General features: G+C 71.6%; 9 protein-coding genes. 4 read left to right on the forward strand and 5 right to left on the reverse strand.

Features of this window, described 5'->3' with window-relative positions; translation table 11 throughout:
• Positions 1–220: 220 nt before the first annotated feature.
• A complete protein-coding gene (locus ASF25_RS20800; RefSeq protein WP_082503006.1) occupies positions 221–4,837 on the reverse strand; it encodes a MupA/Atu3671 family FMN-dependent luciferase-like monooxygenase in 4,617 nt (1,538 codons plus the stop codon).
• 298 nt (positions 4,838–5,135) lie between these two features.
• On the opposite strand from ASF25_RS20800, the gene ASF25_RS20805 reads away from it, so the two are divergent.
• On the forward strand, positions 5,136–11,606 hold the full coding sequence (locus ASF25_RS20805) for a type I polyketide synthase (RefSeq protein ID WP_056306633.1): 6,471 nt from the start codon (positions 5,136–5,138) through the stop codon (positions 11,604–11,606).
• A gap of 102 nt (positions 11,607–11,708) precedes the next feature.
• Here the strand turns inward: ASF25_RS20805 and ASF25_RS20810 are convergent, their stop codons facing one another.
• A complete protein-coding gene (locus tag ASF25_RS20810) occupies positions 11,709–12,809 on the reverse strand; it encodes a hypothetical protein (protein ID WP_056306634.1) in 1,101 nt (366 codons plus the stop codon).
• Positions 12,796–13,998: a glycosyltransferase family 2 protein gene (locus ASF25_RS20815; RefSeq protein ID WP_056306635.1), complete on the reverse strand. Its 1,203-nt coding sequence runs from the start codon at positions 13,996–13,998 to the stop codon at positions 12,796–12,798. Before ASF25_RS20815 ends, ASF25_RS20810 begins: the two co-directional genes overlap by 14 nt.
• A 459-nt stretch (positions 13,999–14,457) precedes the next feature.
• Here ASF25_RS20815 and ASF25_RS20820 point away from each other — a divergent pair, with 459 nt between their 5' ends.
• The 3 genes from ASF25_RS20820 (at position 14,458) to ASF25_RS20830 (ending at position 17,634) form a co-directional block, all read left to right on the forward strand.
• Complete coding sequence (locus tag ASF25_RS20820) at positions 14,458–15,273, forward strand: WecB/TagA/CpsF family glycosyltransferase (protein WP_056306636.1); 816 nt, start codon at positions 14,458–14,460, stop codon at positions 15,271–15,273.
• A gap of 48 nt (positions 15,274–15,321) precedes the next feature.
• Positions 15,322–16,599, forward strand: a complete 1,278-nt coding sequence (locus ASF25_RS20825; protein WP_082503008.1) for a glycosyltransferase family 4 protein — start codon at positions 15,322–15,324, stop codon at positions 16,597–16,599.
• A gap of 192 nt (positions 16,600–16,791) precedes the next feature.
• Complete coding sequence (locus ASF25_RS20830) at positions 16,792–17,634, forward strand: exopolysaccharide biosynthesis polyprenyl glycosylphosphotransferase (protein ID WP_056306637.1); 843 nt, start codon at positions 16,792–16,794, stop codon at positions 17,632–17,634.
• A 138-nt stretch (positions 17,635–17,772) separates the two neighbouring features.
• On the opposite strand, the gene ASF25_RS20835 is transcribed toward ASF25_RS20830, so the two are convergent.
• On the reverse strand, positions 17,773–18,036 hold the full coding sequence (locus ASF25_RS20835; protein ID WP_244473121.1) for a hypothetical protein: 264 nt from the start codon (positions 18,034–18,036) through the stop codon (positions 17,773–17,775).
• Positions 18,033–20,864, reverse strand: a complete 2,832-nt coding sequence (locus tag ASF25_RS20840) for a glycoside hydrolase family 9 protein (protein ID WP_056306638.1) — start codon at positions 20,862–20,864, stop codon at positions 18,033–18,035. The genes ASF25_RS20835 and ASF25_RS20840 overlap by 4 nt, the downstream gene beginning before the upstream one ends.
• Between the last annotated feature and the right edge of the window lie 85 nt (positions 20,865–20,949).

Here is a 20,949-nt window from a genome sequence, read left to right on the forward strand (position 1 = left end):
GTGACTTCCAGCCGGGATTTCCGGGACGGCGTAGGGCCGGCCCCCGGCGAATCGCTCGCCGTGAAGCCGGCCCCGTGATGGCCGGTCCGCATGCCGTCGATGGGCATCGCGGGTGTCGTCGGAACCCGGCGTGCCCCCTTCGCTCGGGAACGCCGCCGATCTGAGACGCCCCGGTGATTTGGGACGCTCCGCCGGCTCGGCGATACGGCGTCCGGCCGCTTCAGCCGGATGCCGTATCGCGCACCGAACCCGCGCGGGCCCGGAGCGCGTTGCGCCGCTGGGCGGCACGGTCGGAGACGCTCGCCAGCGCCGCTCCGGCGGCGGCGCCGTCGGCGAGGTGGCGGGCCAGCGCCCGTGCCGTGGGGAAGCGGAACAGGTCGGTGATGGCGAGACGGGGCGCGAGGCCGGCTTTCAGGTCGCGATGGGCCTGAACCGCGAGGAGCGAGTGACCGCCCAGGGCGAAGAAGCTGTCGCCCGGACCGACCCGCTCCAGGCCGAGCACCCGGCGGAAGACTTCGGCGATCGCGACTTCGAGGGCGTTGCCCGGCTCGCCGGCCTCCGCGACCGCGGGCGCCACCATCGCCGCGACGGGCGCCGGCAGCGCCTTGCGGTCGATCTTGGCGTTGGGCGTCAGCGGAAGGCGGTCGAGGGCGACGAAATGGGTCGGGACCATGATCTCCGGCAGGGTGCGGCCGAGCGCTGTGTGCAACGTCTCCGCCGCCGGGGCCGGCCCGTCCGGGACGAGGTAGCCGACGAGGCGCTGATCGCCCGGCCTGTCCTCCCGCACGGTGACGACCGCCTCACGCACCCCCGGACAGGCCCGCAGGGCCGCCTCGATCTCCCCGAGTTCGATCCGGTGGCCGCGCAGCTTCACCTGATGGTCGAGGCGTCCGAGGAAATGCAGGGTGCCGTCCGCCTCGAACTGCGCCAGATCGCCGGTCCGGTAGAGCCGTCCGCCCGACACGAAGGGATCGTCGAGGAAGCGCTCGGCCGTGAGGTCCGGGCGATCGAGGTAGCCCCGCGCGACCCCGGCGCCCCCGATGTAGAGTTCGCCCGGGCAGCGGGGTGGCATGGGCCGCATCCGCGCGTCGAGGACGTAGAGCCGCGTGTTGGCGATGGGGCGGCCGAGGGGCACCGTCCCGGCGCAGGCCACGGCCTCCTGCGTCGCGGACCAGATCGTCGTCTCGGTCGGGCCGTACATGTTGGTGATCTCGGCAATGCCCGCCGCCCGCAGATCGGCGAGCAGATCCCCGGACAGCGCCTCGCCGCCGACGTAGAGGTGGGACAAGCCCGCCAGCGCCGCCCGGTCCTCGGGCGCCATCAGCATCATGCCGGCCATGGACGGCGTGCATTGCAGGTGCGTGACCCGGTTCCGCCGGATCTGTGTGCCGAGCCCTTCGGGCTCGCTCGTTGCCGTGGAAGGGACGTTGCAGGTGGCCACCACGGCGGCGAGCGGGCGGAGGCCGTCGAGCACGGTCGCGGTCGGGAGGCCGAAATCGATGAGGCAGGCGATCTCGTCGACGCCGACGTCCTTGAGCTGCGCCACCCGCGCCAGGGCGTCGGCCTCGGTTCCGAACAGGCCGCTGTCCTCGAAGTAGCGTTCGAAGGCGAAATCGAGGATCGCGTCCATCTCCTCCGGGGCGACGGCCCGCAGGTCTATGGCCATCGGCTGGGTGATGCCGGTCGGGCGTTTGAAGGCCGGGAATGCCCAGGCGTACTGCTTGATGAGGGCCGCGGCACTGCGCAGGTAGTCCCGCATCGGTTCCCGCGTCAGCGCCCGCACGGCGTCCCGGTCCTCACCGAGGAACGTGTGGAGCATCAGCGTGACGGTGTGGGCGGCCGGGTCGTGGCCGGCCTCGACCAGGGCGCCGCGATAGAGGGCGATCTTCTCGGCCAGTTCGTCGATGGACTGCCCGAGCAGATGGGTCAGCAGGTTGGCGCCGAGGCGTCCGGCCTCGCGAAAGCTCTCGGGGTTGCCGGCGGTGGTGATCCAGACCGGCAACTCTCTCCGGACCGGGCGCGGCTGCGTCACCACGTCGACCGTTCCTCCGCCGGGCGCCTCGAACGGCACGGCCTCGCCGCGCCACAGGCGCCGCACGGTCTCGACATCGCGCAGGAGGGCCTCCTTGTTGCGCGGCGGCGCATTCTCGGGCCGCAGCACGAAATCCTCGGGCATCCAGCCGGACGCGAAGGCGATGCCGGCACGTCCCCCGCTGAGGTTGTCCACCACCGCCCATTCCTCGGCGACGCGGGCCGGATGATGCAGGGGCAGGACGCAGCTGCCGCCCCGGATCTCGACCCGCCGCGTCACCGCCGCCACCGCCGCACCGGTCACCGCCGGGTTCGGGTAGGGCGCACCGAAATCGTGGAAGTGGCGCTCGGGGGTCCAGACCGCCGTGAAGCCGTGGGCGTCGGCAAAGCGCGCGCTCTCCAGGAGCAGATGATACATCTGCGCGTCGGACCGGTCCGATTGGCCCCAGTGGAACAGGCTGAAGGCCATCGGACCGGCAGTTCGCGCCCGTGCCGCACCGGTCGGGGCCGCGGCGACGACGACCTTGAAGCCGCGCGCGAGGGTCCAGAACAACTCCAGCACCGAGATGTCGAAGGACAGGCTCGTCACAGCGAGCCAGGTCGGCTCAGCCTCGTCGTGTGCGATCCGCGCATCCATGCCGGTAAAGAAATTCGCGACGTTGCGATGCTCGATCACCACGCCCTTCGGACGCCCCGTCGAACCCGAGGTGTAGATGACATAGGCGGCGTGCGCCGCCGTAACGCCGGATTCGGGGCGAGTTTCCGGGAGATCCGTCGCGTCGGCGTCCTCGATGGACAGAACCGTCCCGGGCGTGCCCGGCACCAGACCGGCGAGGGCCTCCTGTGTGAGGACGACGGACAGGCCGCTATCCGCGATCATCAGGGCGAGGCGCTCGCGCGGGTAGTCGGGGTCGAGGGGCACGTAGGCGCCGCCGGCCTTCTGGATCGCCAGCGCCCCGACCACGAGGTCGAGCCCCCGGGCGACGTAGAGCCCGACGGGCTGGTCCGGCCCGACGCCATGGGCCCGAAGCGCGTGGGCGACCCGGTTGGCGCGCCCGTCGAGGTCGCGGTAGCGCAAGGTCTGCGTACCGCACACGAGGGCGGTGGCATCGGGCGTGCGATCGACCTGGCGCTCGATCAGCGTGTGGAGGCAGGCGGTCTCGTCGTACGCCGTCCCGGTGCTGTTCCAGTCGAACAGCATCCGCTTGCGCAACGCCTCCGAGATCAGCGGAAGGTCCTCCACCGGACGATCGGGTTCGGCCGCGTAGGCGGCCGCCAATGTCTCGAGACGCTCGGCCAGGGCCTCGGCCTCCGCCGCCGGCAGGCGACCGGCATCGTAGACGATCAAGGCCTGCCCCGTGCCCGCCACCAGGGTGAGCGGACAATCCGGGAGCGCGTGCTCCGGCGCGGGGGCTGTGGCCTCGACGAGGCCGATCCCGTAGCGCGAGGGGGAGAGCCCCGGGGTACGCCGTGGCAGGTCGGCGAAAGCGGTGGCATGCGCCCGCAGGGAGGCGATCTCGGCCGCGACCGCGCGTTCCAGGGCCGCCCCGGACACGCCCTCGGCCTCGATCCGCATCGGCTGGACGGCGGCGAACAGCCCCGGATCGGTGCGCCCGGCCGCCCCCACCGTCGCGTCCGCGTAGGCGACGTCGAAGCGGGGCTCCCCGGAGACGCGGGCGAGATAGGCGGCGAGCGCCGCGATGGCGCGGACGCCCGACAGCTCCGGCGGCAGCGCGAGCGGCAGGCTCCGCATGACCGCCGCTCCCGTCCCCGGGGGCCGGATCTCCGGCAGTGCCAGCGGTGCCAGACTGGCGAGGCGTGCCCGCGTCCAGGCCTCGTTGCGGGCCGCCGCATCCGTCATGGCGGCGAGGCGTTCGAGTTCGTTGGCATCCGGCACCGCCAGGGTATCGCCGACGGCACACCGTGTGTCTGGATTCACGGGTGCGCCGTCCCCATCGGTCAAACCCTCGATCCGAATGGCCTGGTCCAGGGCCGCCACCGTGAGCCCGTCCGAATCGACGCCCAGCACCGTCCCGGGGGGGGACAGCGTCAATGCGCCGGTGGGCGCCACGGAGGCCACAGCGTAGGCGTCCGCGCCGATGCGGATCTTCGGAGTAACCAGGGGATTGGCGTATCCGGGCCCGAAATCGAGGGCGCGGGCGAACCGGGCGAGATCGGCTCCGGACCGGTCGAACCGGAGCAGACCGGCGGCGGCCGGGCGCCGATGCCGGCGGTACATCGTGAGGGCGCCCGCATCCTGCGGCCGGGGTACGAGCCCGCCCGCCTCGATCCCGTCGAGCAATTCGCCGAAAGCTTCGATTCCGGCCTCGAAGCAGCGGCTGTTGAGGGTGAAACCGGTCTCGTCCGGGGCGATGTCGAAGTGGCGCGCGACGTAGACACCGCCCGCATCGATCGTGTCGGTCATGGCGTGCCAAGTGATCGCGTGCGCCGTCTCGCCGTTCAGGATCGCCCAGGCCGGTGTGTTGACGCCGGCGTAGTGCGGTAGCGGACCGTCGTGGAAGTTCGCCGCTCCCTCCAGGGCTCTGCCCCAGACGCTGCGGGGCACGATGCGCAGGTTCGCGATGGAGAGGAACCAGTCGTAGTCGAACTCGGCCAGCGAGGCCGCGACCTCGCCCTCGGCGCCGACGACGCTCAACCCGACGCCCTCGGCCCAGCGCGCGACCGCATCGCTCCCCGTGACCACCGCCATCACGCGGTACCCGCGGTGGAGCGCGATCGCGCCGCACTGCACGAGCAGCGACTGGTCGCCCATGAGAACGAGCCGGATTTCGGAGGGAGCCCTCATCGCACGTCACCTCGGTTCGGAATGCGCTGGCCCAAACGGCTGCGGCCCGTGTCCGGGGCCTTTTTCGAGCCGGGCCGCCTCCGGTCTAGGTCGGGGGCCGAGCGAGGCTCCACGCCTTCAATCGGGCGACGCCTACGCCTTGTGGACAGGGGGATTCACCGCATGGGGAACGGGCAGGCCGCCTTTTTGGCCGGACCGCCCATGGGGCCGGCCTCGCTAGCGTGAGGTCCATGCCCGGTGCCCCGCCGCGAGGAGGAGCCGGAACCAGGGTCACGTCGCAAGGGAGCCCGTACGTCCCATGTCCGCGTTCACGCAGCAGGCACCGGAAGCCGAAATCCACGGCGTCGACAGCTCGGAGACCGACATCGCCGTCATCGGGATGGCGCTGCGGGTCCCGGGGGCCCGCAACACGCGGGAATTCTGGGAGAACCTGCGCGGCGGCGTCTCCTCGATCCGCCGGCTCTCGACGGAGGAGCTCGACGCCGCCGGCGAATCGCCCGCCCGCTATAGCCTGCCGAACTATGTGCCGGTCTCCGCCGACTTGCCCGACATGGAGATGTTCGACGCCGACTTCTTCGGGATGAGCCCGAAGGACGCCGCCGTGATGGACCCCCAGCACCGCCACTTCCTCGAATGTGCCTGGGAGGCGATGGAGAGCGCCGCCCGACCGCCGGAGAGCGAGGCCGGGCCGGTCGGCGTCTTCGCCGGCTGCGGCATGGGCAGCTACTTCTACGACAACGTCCTCAGCCATCGCGATCTGGTCGAGCAGACCGGCCTGTTCCTGCTGCGGCACACCGGCAACGACAAGGACTTCCTCACCACGCGCGCCTCGTTCCTGTTCGACCTGAAGGGGCCGAGCGTGAGCGTGCAGACGGCCTGCTCGACCTCCCTCGTCGCGGTCCACGCCGCGTGCCAGAGCCTGCTCGCCCGTGAATGCGACATGGCGCTCGCCGGCGGCGTCACCATCGAGCTGCCGCACCGGCGCGGCTACCTCCATCAGGACGGCGAGATCCTCGCTCCGGACGGTGTCTGTCGCGCCTTCGATCATCGGGCCGCCGGCACCGTCTTCGGCTCCGGCGTCGGCGTCGTGGTGCTGCGCCGGCTCGCCGACGCCCTGCGCGACGGGGACCCGATCCAAGGCATCATCAAGGCGACGGCGATCAACAACGACGGTGCCGAGAAAGCCGGCTACCTCGCCCCCAGCATCGACGGGCAGGCCCGCGCCATCGTCGAGGCGCAGGGCCTCGCCGGGATCGGCGCCGACGCGATCCAGTACGTCGAGTGCCACGGCACCGGTACCTACTTGGGCGATCCCATCGAGATCGCGGCGCTCACCCAGGCATTCCGCCAGAGCACCGGGCGCAGCGGCTTCTGCCGCGTCGGCTCGGTCAAGACCAATATCGGGCATCTCGACACGGCGGCGGGTGTCGTCGGCCTGATCAAGGCCCTGCTCGCCCTGCAGCACGGGGAGATCCCCGAGAGCCTCGGCTTCGAGCGGCCGAACCCGTCCATCGATTTCGCCGGCAGCCCGTTCGCGGTCGCCGACCGGTTGACGCCCTGGCCGCGGATCACGGGTCCGCGCCGGGCCGCCGTGAACGCCCTGGGCGTGGGCGGCACCAACGCCCATGCGATCCTCGAAGCCCCTCCCAAGATCGCCGCGTCACCCGCCGGGTCCGGCGGCCCGGAGCTGATCCTGCTCTCGGCCCGGAACCGCGCTGCCCTCGACGCGGCGGGCCGCGACCTCGCGGCCGAGCTCGAACGCCGGCCCGGACTGTTGCTCAGAGACGTGGCCTACACGCTGTTCTCGGGCCGCCGGCACTTCGAGCACCGCCGGGTCCTGGTGGTCGCCGACCGGGCCGAGGCGATCGCGCTCCTGACCGGCGGGGACAGCCGCCGCAGCCACACCCATACGGTGGTGCCGGAGGTGTCCGGCGCCGTCTTCCAGTTTCCGGGCGGGGGTGCGCAGCACCCCGGCATGGCGCGCGGACTCTACGACGGCGAGCCGGTCTTCCGTGCCGCCGCCGACGAGGGCCTCTGCTACCTGCCGCTGGCGGTCGCTTCCGAAATCCGAGCGCATTGGCTCGGCGCGTCGTCGCACGGGGCGGAGGCCGCCGCGTGGCTGCTGCGCCCCTCCCGCCAGCTTCCGGCGATCCTGATCTGCGAGGTCGCCCTCGCCCGGCTCTGGTCGAGCCGGGGCCTCACGCCCGCGGCGCTGATCGGCCATTCCATGGGCGAGAACGCCGCCGCCTGCGTCGCCGGGGTCATGACCTTCCGCGAGGCGGTCGGTCTCGTGCGCCTGCGCGGCGAATTGTTCGATACGGTGACGGGCGGCGGCATGCTCAGCGTCGCCCTCGACGCCAGCCTCTTGCGCGCCCGGCTGCCGGCGGACCTCGACCTCGCCTCCGTGAACGGCCCGGGCCTGTGCGTCGTCTCGGGCCCCGAGGCCGCGCTCGCGGCGTTCGCTGCGGCGCTCGCCGCCGAGGGCGTCGAGGCGGCCCCCGTCGCCATCGCCATCGCCGCGCATTCGCGGATGCTCGACCCGATCCTGCCGCGCTTCGAAGCCTACCTGCGCACGCTGGACCTGCGCGCGCCCATGATCCCGGTGGTCTCGAACCTCACCGGAGCATGGCTCACCGATGCCCAGGCCCGCGATCCGCTCTACTGGGTCTCGCACCTGCGCGGGACGGTGCGCTTCGCCGACGGGCTTGCGCTCCTCGCCGCCGACCGGGCACGCGTCTACGTCGAGGTCGGCCCCGGTCGCGCCCTGTCGTCCGTCGTGAAAGCACAGGGGACGATCCCGGCCGATGCCATCCTCAACACGCTGCCGCACCCCGACGAGGCGACGGATGCCCGCCTGTCGTTCCTCGCCGCGTTCGGCCGGGCGTGGGCGACGGGCCTGACGCTCGATCCGGGCCGGCTGTGGGCCGGGCGCGGTTGCCGGCGCGTCGCGCTGCCGACCTACCCGTTCCAGCACAAGCGCTACTTCCTCGATGCCGTGGCACGGCGTGCGTCCGACCCGGCCGAGGCGGTGCCGACGCGCCGGCCCGATATCGCCGAATGGGGCTACCGACCGGTCTGGCGCCAGTCGGCGGCGACCCTGGAGGCACAGTGCGATCCCCTGCCCCGCACGTGGCTGGTGTTCCACGATGGGGAGGGCGTCGGCCCGGATCTCATCGCCCGCCTGCGCACCGCCGGCCATAGGGTCACCGAGGTGGTGCCGGGCGATCAGTTCGGCCGCCGTGGCCTCGACTCTTACGCACTCTGCGCCGAAGAGGGCCGGCCCGCCTACGAAGCCCTGGTCCAGGCCCTCGACGCGGATGGACGCCGGCCCGACCGGATCCTCCACCTGTGGCTGCTGACCCGCGAAGAGCGGGTCCGGCCCGGGTCGAGCGCCTTCCACCACACCCTGGAACGCGGCTTCTCCTGCCTCGTCGGGCTGATGCAGGCGTTGGGCGAGGCCGCGCCGGTCCACGTCACCGTGGTGACGAACGGGATGCAGGCCGTCGGCGGTCGTGTGCCCGCCCATCCGGACAAGGCGACGGTGCTCGGGCCCGCCCTGGTCATTCCGAAGGAGATGGCGGGCGTCACCATCCGCACCATCGACATGGATTGGCCCGAACCCGCCGCTCCGGCACGCCTCGGCCGGCGGCCCCGCCCCGCAGCGCCGGAAGGCGGCGACCTCGAACGGCTGTGGGACGATCTCATCGCCGAGCCCGGCACCGAGACGGTGGCCTACCAGCGTGCGCGGCGCTGGACGCAAGCTTTCGCCCCCCTCGCCCTCGACGCGGCGGAGGCGGGCCGCGCGCGTCTGCGCGAGGGTGGCGTCTACCTCGTCACCGGCGGCCTCGGCGACATCGCGGGCACGATCTGCGAGGCGCTGGCGCGGCAGTACCGGGCGCGCCTCGTGCTGGTCGGACGCTCGATCCTGCCCGAGCGCGACCTGTGGGACGATCTCCTGCGGGTCCATGGCATCGAGGGGCGGACCGGCCGCTCGATCGCGCGGATCCGCCAGCTGGAAGCCCTTGGGGCGGAGGTGCTCTACGGGTGCGCCGACGTCAGCAATCCGGAGGAACTGCGCGCGATCATCGCGCGGGCCCACGCCAGGTTCGGGCCGATCAACGGCGTGATCCATACAGCCGGCCTGGTGCGGGACGGCCTCGTCGCCATGAAGTCCGAGGCCGACATCGAGGCGGTGTTCGCCCCGAAGATTCAGGGCACGCAGAATCTGCACGCCCTGCTGCGCGACGACCCCCTCGATCTGTTCGTGCTGTTCTCCTCCACCAGCGCCGACACCGCGCCGGCCGGTCAGGTCGATTACGTGGCGGCCAACGCCTACCTCAACGCCTTCGCGGAGGCGGCCGCCGGGCACGGCACCTGCCGGACGGTGGCGATCCACTGGGGCATCTGGAACGAGATCGGCCTCGCCGCCCGCTCCGTCGCGCCCGCGCGGACGCCGCCGGTGCGGCCGGCACCGCGCGGTCCGCTGTTCACGACCTGGGCCGAGGACGGGGCCGGCGGCACTTGTCTGGAAGGGCGCTGGAGCGCGACGGACCAATGGATTCTCGACGAGCACCGGATGGCCACGGGCGAGGCGATCTGGCCCGGGACCGGCTATCTGGAAATCGCCGCCCAGGCCCTGCGCGAGCACGGCATCGAGGGCGGGTTCGCCCTTGAGGATCTGATCTTCCTCCGCCCGCTCCACGTGCCGGACGGTGAAGCCTGCCGGGTTCAGGTGCGCCTGGAGCCCGAACGGGACGGTTTCCGCCTCGACGTGCGCAGCCTCGTGTCGGCGGGCGCCCGGACGGGGTTTCGCCGGCACGCCCGCGCCCGGATCCGTCTGCTCCCTGCCGCATCCCCGCGCGGGGATGCGCTGGAGGCCACCGGGACGTTGCCGTCGGCCATTCCCTCCGTACAGGAGGCGCATCTGCGCTTCGGGCCGCGCTGGCGTGTCCTGCGCGACCTTGCCATCGCGGACGGTACCGCGACGGCGCGCCTCGCCCTCGATCCGGCCTTCCGGGCCGATCTCGACACGGGCTACCACCTGCATCCGGCCCTCATCGACATCGCCACCGGCTGCGCCATGGCCCTCGTGCCGGCCTACGATGCGGGCGCGGCCCTCTGGGTGCCCGTCTCCTACGGACACGTACGGGTGCATGCCTCGATGCCCGCGGAGGTGACGAGCCGGATCCGGCTCGGCGTCACCGAGGGCGGCGAGGGCTTCGCGAGCTTCGACGTGGTGATCACCGATGCGGCGGGCGAACCCGTGCTGGAGATCGAGGGCTTCACCGTGAAGCGCCTCGACGGCGGCGTCACCCTGGGCGCGTCCGATGCCGGCATCGAGTTCGCGGCCCCGCGCGCCGATCCATCGCAGGTGTCCTCGCCGGCGGTACAGGCCCTCGCCGCGATGGTCCGCCAGGGCATCCGCCCCGAGGAGGGCGTCGAGGCGCTGTTCCGGGCGATCGGGGCCGGGCGGCCGCAGGTCATCGTCAGCTCGATGGATCTCGAGGCCCTGCGCGCCCGCGCCGCCGCGCCGCAAGCCGAGGCCGCCGCCCGGACCGAACTCTTCGAACGGTCCGGGAACGAAGCCGCCTACGTGGCGCCCCGCTCCGAGACCGAGCGGGTGCTCGCCGGCTTCTGGACGGAACTCCTCGGCATCGGCCGGGTCGGCATCGAGGACAACTTCTTCGACGTCGGTGGTCATTCCCTGATCGCCGTGCGCCTCCTGCGCAAGATCCGCACGCGCTTCGCCACCGATCTGCCGATCTCGGTTCTGTTCGAGGCGCCGACGATCGCGGCCTTCGCGGCCCTGCTCGGAGACCGGCCCGAGGCGGCGGCACTTTCCGGGACGGGCGACGCGGTTCCGGCCCCGGCGGAGGCGGCGCCCAGACGGCTGCACGTCGTGCCGATGCGGGTACAGGCGGACGATGCGCGCACGCCGTTCTTCCTCTGTGCCGGAATGTTCGGCAACGTGCTCAACCTGCGCCACCTCGCGCTCCAGCTCGGGAGCGAGCGGCCGGTCTACGGCCTGCAGGCCCGCGGGCTCTACGGCGAGCACGCTCCCCACGAGACCTTCGAGGACATGGCACGTGACTATTGCGCGGAGATCCGCGCGGTCCAGCCGCGGGGGCCCTATCTGCTCGGCGGCTTCTCCGGCGGCGGCCTCGCGGCCCTGGCGATGGCCCGGCGCTTGGCGGAGGAAGGCGAGGCGGTGCCGGTCGTCCTGCTCCTCGATACGCCGGTTCCCCAGCAGGTGACGCTCTCCCTCTCCGACCGCCTCGCGATGAAGGTGCAGGAATTCCGGTCGCAGGGGGGGAGCTTCCTCGGCGCTTGGATCAAGCGGCGCGCCCGCTGGGAGGCGATGCGCCTGCGCGAGCGGATGCAGGCGCCCGAAACACTCGGGACCGAGCAGTTCCACGACGGCGCCATCGAGGCCGCCTTCCGTCGTGCCCTCGATCGGCTCGTGCTGGAGCCGTATTCCGGACGGGTCGTCCTCTACCGGCCGGAGGTCCAGGTCGCCCACCGCCTCTCGGGAGGACGCCGATTGGATGTGAACCGCTCCCTCATCCTGGAGGACAACGGCTGGGCGCCCTACGTGCCGGACCTCGATATCGTTCACGTCGCCGGCAACCACGACAGCATGGTGCTGGAGCCCAACGTCCGGGTGCTCGCCGCCCGGATGCGCCGCCATCTCGCCGATGCCGAGGCGGCCCCGGCCGAGCCCTCCCGCTTCGACCCCTCCCGATCCGCGCCCGCCGCGGCCCTCGCCTGATCGGCCACGCCCGATGCGGCGTCGAAGGCCCGGCCGCCGGACAGGCGGCCGGGCTTTCGTACGGTCGGCCTCCCGTTAGCGTCGGTCGTCGATGGGCTGCCTTCAGCCCGTGCCGTCGGAGGATGGGTCGAACGGCGTCCAGCCGGGTGCGCGCCACAGTTTCCAGCGCCAGCGCAGGGCCTTGCTCAGCCGTTCGACCCGGGCGCCGAGGAGGCCCGCCTGCGGGCGCCAGTGCGCGCGCTCCATGTAGGGCCAGAAGATCTCCGTCGCCTGGCTCCGCAAGCGTGCCGCGCAAGCCGCCGGATCGGGTTCCGGCTCACGCGCGGCGGTTGCGGCGACGGTACCGGCGAAGTCCTGCAACGCCCTCGCCGTCTGTGGGTCGATCCCTTCGGGAGCCCAGGCGCCGATCGGTGCACGCCCGGTCATCGCCGCATAGGTGACGAGGGCCAGGGCGTAGTGGCCGAGGCGCGTCGGATGAACTTGGTCTTGGATGAGCAGCGCAGTGGTTCGGCCGGCATCCTTTTCCGGCCATCCCGGAGGCGCGGACCCGTTCGCCGCCCGCTCGATCAGCGTGACGAGGGCGGTGGCGGCGGGGAGGATGGCGATGGGGTTGCCCCGCCGGGCGGCCACCGAGCGCCGGTTGGCCGCCGCGACGAGGCAGTGCCAGAGCGGAGCCGCCGCGCGCTCGTAGGCGATCCAGGCGCTCGGCTCATCCTTGTCGTCGAGGGACATCCACGGAACGTAGAACCATGTCTTGATCCCCGGATTGGCGGCCGAGGCGCAGTCGTGCAGCCGACCGAGCGCGCCGATGGTGTCGTTCCACAGGAACGCACCCATGAGGTCGTGCTGCTCGGTCACCACGAGTGTGTCGTAGAGCCCGCCTGGCCCGTCCGGGTCCGAGGCCTCGTCGGTCACGAACGCGCCGTCACGGCAGGCACGCTGCCGGATCGTCGATCCGGAGCTGTGGCGCCGGCCCCAGGCGAGCGGCTGTCCCAGGCTTGCGGCGATCCGTACGAGATCGTCGGGAATCGGCCGGTCGGTCAGGCTGTGTCCCGAAATGAAGATTCGCGCCGGAGCGGCCGCCTCGTCCGCCCGGGCCGGTCCGGTGCTCGGAGCGAAATGGCTAACAGCCAGGAGGTGAGCGGCGAGGCCGGCGGCCGCGAGACGGCGCGGCCGCCGGCCCGGACGGTCACGGCGTTCCACTGCGATCGGTCCTGGTCCAGGCGACCGGCGTCCGTGCCAGGAGCCGCTGGTAGAGGACGGCGTTGCCCGCGAGGTAGGCCATGAGCGCACGTGGCCCGCCGCCGCCATGGCCCTCGGCACCCGCCAGTCGCCAGCCGGCGACGATCGCGACCGTAAGGGACGCCGCACTCGCCGCACCGATGGCGAACGGCACCGGCGAAGCGCCCGCCACGGCCGCGGCGGCGGCGATCGCCACGAGGGCGGCATTGGCCAGAAGCAGCAGCGTCAGGGGCGGCACCATCGCGTCGAGCATCTGGGCCACGCATGCGCGGTCGCCGCGGCGCAGACCGGTGATGAGCTGCGGCAGCGCCGTGCGGATCTGTCCCAGATGCCCCCGCTGCCAACGCTCGCGCTGACTCGCGACGGCGGGTTGCGCCGTCGGAAACCGGCTCGTCACGAGCGCCGCGTCGCACAGCATCGGGGCGTGCCCCGCCAGGGCGCAGTCGAGGCCGAGCTTCAGGTCCTCGACGATCTCGCCGCTGTCGAGCCGGGCCTGCGCGATGATCGGCCAGGGGAAAGCCATGCCGCTGCCCGTGAGCTGGCAGGGCAGGCCCAGGGCGGCGAGTCCGCGCGGCCGGAGCGCGTTCTTCACGAAAAAGGCGAACTCCGCCACTTTGAGGCCCGAACGGGCACCGGGCGGGGCGAGGCATAGGTAGCGCGCCTGGACGGGACGCCCGTGGGCCAGCGCTTGCCCCGCGAGGGCGTCGAGGGCGCCGGTGCCGAGATGGCAATCGGCATCGACGAACACCACCACGTGCGGCGCCGCAGCCTGCAGGTGCCGGATTCCCGCATCCATGGCGTAGCCCTTGCCGCGCGCGAACGGGTTCTGCCGCACCACCACCTCGGCGCCGGCCGCTGCCGCGACCTCCGCCGTGCGGTCGGTACAATTGTCGGCCACGACGACGAGCCGATCGTCCGGCAGCAGCTGTGCCCGGACGCTGTCCAGGGTCGCGCCGAGGTGCCGCTCCTCGTCATGCGCCGGGACGACCACTGCGAGCGAGCGCCGATCCCGCGAGGGAGGCAGGGGCGAAGGCCGTGATCGCGGCCGATGGGCGGCCGCGATCTCCAGGCAGAACAGGGCGGCGGGAATGGCCAGGATCACCGCCACGAGACCGAGGAGGCCTGACAGCAGGAAGAGCGGCACGGTCATCGGAGCCTCGCATCGTTTCGGCCCCCGAGCGGGCGCCCCGCCTCAGGGTTTGCCGATCCGAATCGCGCTCCAAGGCTTCGTCGTGCCTCAAAAGGAAGGCGTCCCTACCGCCTTCGCGTGAGACCGTTCGCCTGCATCGACCCCTTCGCCCACCTTCCGGGGACGGGCCTCTCCGGAGGGCGCATCGAAGCCGTTCAGCAACGCGCCCGATGGAACCGTCCGGAGCCGAGCATCGAGAATTCGAGGTATTCGGAAGTCGTACGGTGAAGTGGAGATCTGTTGTTCCAATAATATACCGACGATTTCGATCGGTTTTCCGCGAATGTTCGCCCGATATGCGTAGTTTGTGACCCTGCGGCTGCGTGCATCTGTGTCCAGCGAAGTCTTCGGTGCGGGGCCGGCCAACGCGACGCGGGTGGTCGGCATGCACCGCGTTCGAGTCCTTCGTGGAGCGGAACCATGCCGATCGGTCTGGCCGGCGCAGTCAGCCTGCGCGAACATTTCCTCAATGCACCCTTCGACGGTCTCGATCGGTCCGAGGTTCTCTCGCTGCTCGCTCAGGATCCGCCGCGAGACTTCGAGGCGCGATCGTTCCGCTACGTCGTCACCCCCAATGTCGACCACGTGGTCCGCCTGAGCGCGAACCCGTCCCTCGCCCCCTGCTACGAGGCCGCCTGGCTCTCGCTCTGCGACAGCAAGCCGATCCTGGTGATGTCGCGGTTGCTGACCCGCGGCGGATTTCTGCACCTTCCGGGCTCGACGCTCACCGAGATCCTGTTCCGGACCGTGATCCGCCCGGGGGATCGCATCGCCCTGGTGGTCGCCAGCGACGCCATCGCGGCGGATATGCGGGTTGCCTTCCCGGACCTCGATCTCGCGATCCTCACGGCACCGCCCGACATCGACGGCGATCCGGCGGCCTTCGCGACCTGCGTCGCTTTCGTCGCCCGCAGCCGCGCCCGCTTCACCTTCATCGCCATCGGCGCGCCGCGCTCCGAGCGGATCGCCTTCCAGGCCTCCCTCGATCCCGACGCGTGCGGAACCGCCCTGTGCATCGGCGCTGCGCTGGAATTCCTGCTCGGCCGCAAGCGCCGCGCTCCGCTCTGGATGCAGCGGACGGGCATCGAATGGCTTCATCGCCTCGCCAGCGAGCCGCACAGGCTCTGGCGTCGCTACCTTCTCGCGGTGCTGCCGTTCGGACGCCTCCTGCTGAAGGAGGGTCTCGCGCGGCTGCCGTTCCGGCGCGCCCTGCCGCCCCGGACGGTCAAGTCCTGAGCACCCGACGCTCCCCATCGGAACCACGGATCGAAGGACGTGCCGGCGATGAAGATCGCGTACCTGATGAACACCTATCCGTTGCCGAGCACGACCTTCATCCGGAGGGAGATCGAGGCGATCGAGGGACTCGGGCACCGGATCCGGCGCTACGCCGTGCGTGCCTGGCCGCAGGCCCTGGTCGATCCCCGCGATCGCGCCGAGCGGGCGGCGACGCATTACCTGCTCACGCGCAACCTGCGTGGTCTGCTGGGCGCGGCCGTGCGCGAGATGCTGGGCAATCCGCGCGGCCTCGCCCGGAGCCTCGGACCGTGGCTGACGCTCGCGCGCGCCGCTCGCAACGGGCCGGTGCGGCCGGTCGCCTACCTCCTGCAGGCGGCCTACCTTCGCCAGCGCGCGGCGGCCGAGGGGATCGACCACATCCACGTGCACTTCGCCACGAATGCCACCACCGTGGCGATGCTGGCGCGGCTCATGGGCGGGCCGAGCTACAGCTTCACCGCCCATGGCCCGGACGAATTCGAAGAGCCGGAGCGGCTGGGCTTCTCCGACAAGATCGCGCAGGCCCGCTTCGCGGTGGCGATCTCGCGGTACTGCCAGGATCGCCTCATCGGACTTGCCCGCCCGGAGGACGGTCCGAAGATCCGTGTGGCGCGCTGCGGGCTCGCCCTCGAGGAGTTCGCGGCGGTGCGCCCGCGCTGGACCGACACCCAGACCCTCGTCTGTGTCGGACGCCTCTGCGCCGCCAAGGGCCAGGTGATGATTCCGGCGGCGGTCGCGGCCCTGCGCGGACGCTTCCCCGACCTCAAGGTCGTCCTGGTCGGCGACGGCGATCGCCGGGCCGAGATCGAGGCGGCCTGCCGCCGCCACGGCGTCGCGGACCGGGTGATCCTGCACGGCTGGGCGAGCAACGCGGAGGTACGCTCCCTCGTCGCCGCGAGTCGCGCCCTTCTGCTCCCAAGCTTCGCCGAAGGCCTGCCCGTCGTGATCATGGAGGCCTTCGCCCTCGGTCGCCCGGTCATCTCGACCCATGTCGCCGGCATTCCGGAGCTGCTCGATGCGCGGTGCGGCTGGCTGATCCCGCCCGGCGACGTCGAAGCGCTGACGCAGGCGATGGAAGCGGCCCTCCTCGCGACGCCCGACGAACTCACCGCCAAGGGTGCGGTGGGACGGGAGCGCGTCGCGCGCTTGCACGATCGCCGCGCCCTCGCCCGAACCCTGTGGCGGCTGTTCGAGGAGGCCGGCGCAATCCGTCGCCCCGCTTTCGCCGACGAACGCGCGGGTGCGAGCACCATATCGTCGGCCGGACTGGCTGATCAGGTTTGACGTCCGAGTCCGTGGTTTCGATCAAAATATTCGATGTCACCTCGATAGTAAGTATTCATATATATAGCTGCGATGTCTGAAATTATAAATAACAAGCTGTCTAATATTCAGAAGTGAGACGATTATTTATTTCGAAATGCTTTCTATGTTCCCGCAACGTCCATCGTCCATTCGTTGTCAACGAGGCCGGTCATGAGCGCGCAGGCTGCCGCAACGTCACAGGGCATCGCATCGCTGGCGCAGCCCTGGCTGCTCGGGGCCGAGCAAATGGGTCTTCCGGCCGCCGGCGAGGCGATAGGCCTCGACCGGCCGGTTGGCACGATGGTCGCGATCGAGGCGGCCATCCTCGACTCGCTTCCCGCCAGTGCCGGACAAGCCGCACTGCTCGACGCCGGGGCCGGCGAGGCGTGCGGGCTCACCCTGCCGCGCTCGCCGCTCGACGAGACCGATCTGGCGCTCAAGCGCGGCTTCGACCTCGTGGTCGCGGCGCTGCTGGTCTTCCTGCTGGCGCCCCTCCTCGTCGCCGTCGCACTCCTGATCCGCTTCACTTCGGAGGGGCCGGTCCTGTTCCGGCAGACGCGCGGCGGCCTGCACGGGCGCCCGTTCGAGATCTACAAGTTCCGGACGATGACGGTTCAGGAGAACGGCACGGCGGTGGTCCAGGCCCGGCGGGGCGACCCGCGGGTGACGCCGCTCGGTCGCTTCCTGCGCAGCAGCAGCCTCGACGAGCTGCCGCAGCTCCTCAACGTGCTGAAAGGCGACATGTCGATGATCGGCCCGCGGCCGCACGCGGTCGATCAGGAGCGGGACTTCGCCCTCCGGGTCGCCGATTACGCCCTGCGCCACCATGTCAGGCCCGGCATCACCGGCTGGGCTCAGGTCTGCGGCTATCGCGGCGAGACCCGGACCGAGGACGCCCTCGCCCGCCGGATCGCGTTGGATCTGCAATACATCGAGCGCTGGAGCTTCTGGCTCGATCTGTGGATCATGGTCCGGACCTGCCGGGCGGTGCTCGCTCCGCAGAACGCCTACTGATCCCGATCACGCGGGCTCGGGTCGAAGCCCCTCGCGGGCCTCGAACCTTCGGGTTGCCCCTGGGCGCGCGCCAAGCGGACCGCAGGGACAGACCATGTCACGCGCGACGGCCGCCGACGGTACGTGCCGCCCCGCAGCTCAAGGTCGAACCGGGAGCTGCGCGAGGACCGCGCCGGCCTGGTCCCGGATCACCAGCGACCAGCCGACCTCGTAACCGTGCAGCTCCCCCAGTACCGCGTCGGCTTCCGCGAGGGCATGGTCGAGATCGGTGACCTCGACGCCCTCCTCGTCGCGCAGGATGGTCTGGCCATCGGTCAGGTCGAAGTACAGCCGCAGTTTCGCGCCCGCCGCCGTACCGGGGTCGGCCATGGGCCGACGGCTGGAATCGGAGGCGCGCGTCATCGAGCCGGGCTCCGGGCCTGTGTCGCGAGCTTGGCCTGCGCCGCGAGATGGAGCCACAGCGCAGCGGTGGTGACGATGGTTTGTTGTACGGTGTATTCCTGCTGCATCACCATCCCGGGGTGTTCGATCAGGTATTCGAAATAGGGCATCGCGAAGCGGGCGGGATGAATGCGCCGATGGGCCGGCGCGGTCGAATCGCCCTCCGGGAAGATAGCCCAGGCCGGACCGAACAGCCATTCCGGAGAGAAGGCCGATTGAGGCCCGAACCCGTAGATCGTGATGCCGGGTGGCACCGGCACGCCCATGGCACGATGGTCCTCGTGAAGCGGATGCCGGACCTGCCGGACCCCGATTCCCGTCGTCAGGCTCAAGCCCAGCTGGTTGGTGCCGAGCAGCCCTTGCGCGGTCTGCATCATCAATCCTAGCAGCTCGGGGTTCCCGCTCAACCGGTGAGCGCGGAGGAACAGGCGGGTCATTCCTTCGCCCGGCGCGGTGCCCTGGCCCCAGCCCGCGGGCGCGTAGGGGTGCTTCATGCTGGGATAGGTCCCGCCGCGCTGAACGGCCGCGAACCCGGTCGCCTCGCGGACCAGGCCTACGTCGATCCGTGTGCGGATCTCGGGTTCGGCCTGCGCGGCCCGGGCGTAATCCCAGGCCGCATCTGCCCGGCGCTCGGCGATCCCGAACCCCGTGCTCCAGGCCTCCTCGAAGAGCTGCCCGAACGCCCGTCCCTCGCCCAGCCGGAACAGGGCCGCGGCGGCGGCGACGCGGAATTCCCCCGTCAGCCGCTGCAGCGTCGCCCGGCGTGTTTCCCAGGGCACCGCCGCGAACAGGTCGGTGCGCCGTGCCACCGCGAGGGCATCCGCATAGGCCGCGTCGGGGTCGTTGAAACCGGCCTCGGCCCAGCGCCACGCCCGCAATGCGCTTTCGCGGAACAACTCCGCCAACGCGGCCTGCCCGGCCTCGCGCAGGACCCGCGCGAGGCCGGCGGCCGCGCCGGCGTAACGGTAGGTGGCGAGGGGATCGGGGGCGTAGGCGAAGACCCTGTGGTGTTCGAGAAAGCTCGGCTCGCCGAGGAGCGGGTAGCGGGCACTCTCGATGCCGCCGCTCACGCCGCCGTCCGGCCCCTGGAGACGGCGGAAGAAGTCGAGGAGCCAGATCGGCTCGTGCAGGAGATTGGGCAGGGCGTCGGCGGTGGCGTAGATCGGATCGTCCAGCACCTCGCTCGAACGGGGCAGGCCGAAATCGGCGGTCCGGAGGTGTGGCGGAAGGCCCTCGAATACCTCGAGGAGGAGCGTCGCCACATCGACGTGCTGGATCCGGCGGTCCCAATCGCCCGCATCCATGTAGCCGCCCCAGACGTTCGACGGGGCATTCCCCCCGGTGAGCCATGCCGGCTCGGCCCCCACCTCCGACGAGGCGAACCCGTCCAGTCCCTCCGTGGACCAGGCAAGCGGCATCCGGCTCCGGCGGACCGGGGCCTCGGGCGTCGGCCGGAAGGCGGCGGGGCGGCGATAGCCGAAGCGTCCGTCGAGGGCGATCCCGCTGCGGTGATTGTACAACCCCCCGATCGCGACCCGCGCCGCGCCGAGCCAGACCTCGTCTCCGACCGGGAAGGGATCGGAAACGCCGAGCCCGGGGATCCAGAGGCGGTAGCGGCCGGGGCGCTTCGGCTGCCAGGCCGAGTAGTCGAGTTCGAACACGAACGTGCCGGCGCGGTTCGCCGCATGGGCTGGCGCGACGGTGCCGCCGGTGCGGTCGGAGACCGGGAGCGGTCGGTCCGGCCTTGCCGCCACGAAGCCGTCCGGGGTCGGCTGCGCCACCGTGGCGAAGATCGGAATCCGGTCGCCGCCGAGTCCTTCGAGGGCGATCCGCTGGCCGTCCCGCAAGCCATGGGCCCGGGCCGAGACCTGTCCGTCGCGGGCCCGGAACGTGCCGATGGGTCGACGGAGGCCGTCGGCGTCCACGCTGTCGGCCAAGGGTTTGGGCAGGCCGTTGGTGGGCTCCGGTGTGTCGGGTGTGGCCCGCAGGCCGATGTCGCCGGAGAAGGCCGCCGCGCCATTCTCATCCAGGATTGCGAAGCGCTTCACCCCGTAGCGGCGAAAATCCACGGCCCCCAGGTCGGGGCCACCCGGCAGCCAGAGGGCGAGGTAGGCGGTCTTGGCGATGTCGGCCGGGGCGTGCCCGAGTTGGGTGCCGCGTAGGGCGAGGGCCCGGGTGGTGCGGTCGTCGTAGGTGAAGGCCGTCGGTGGCAGCAGGTTGCCGGGCCACGCGAGGGTGTGGGTTCCGCGCGGAACCGGGCCGTCGAGCTTGAGATAGATCTGATGGCGGAAGCTCGCGCCCGTCCGGGTCGCGCCGCCCTCATCGTAAAAGATCCCCGATTCGTAGGGCATCGATTTGCGGTAGACGGCCACCACCCGGCGGCCGCCGATCCGGCCGTAGCCCGCAGCGGCGTCGATCGCCCCCCGATCGAGGTGATGACCCGGCGGCGCGTCGCTCGAACGCAGGTGGTCGCGCTTGGGGCCGATCACCTGGGCCCACGCGTCCCCGTGCCGGACCCAGGTGCCGGGCGCCTCGGATCGGGGCGCATCGAGGGCGAGGATGCGGCCCGGCACGAAGGGCGGGTCGCGCACCTCCACGGCGAGGATGTCCGGGGTGGCGACCGTGATCTCCTGAACGCTCACCAGGCCGGGAGCAGGTTCGGTCCGGGCGGGTTGAACGCTCGGGGCCGCCGCGAGGAGCAGGCTGGCGAGGATCGAGCGGGTGACCACCCTGCCCCCCCCGATGCCTGCCGGGGGGGGCAGGGTGAGCCGTGCGCTGCCCACTTTCATCGGCCATCCGGAACCCGAGCCGATGTTCCGGCCAATCCAGTATCGAGCGCGGGTGACTCGCGCGAGGACGACGCGGCCGGGCACG

Source organism: Methylobacterium sp. Leaf100 (assembly GCF_001422845.1).
Taxonomy (GTDB): Bacteria; Pseudomonadota; Alphaproteobacteria; order Rhizobiales; family Beijerinckiaceae; genus Methylobacterium.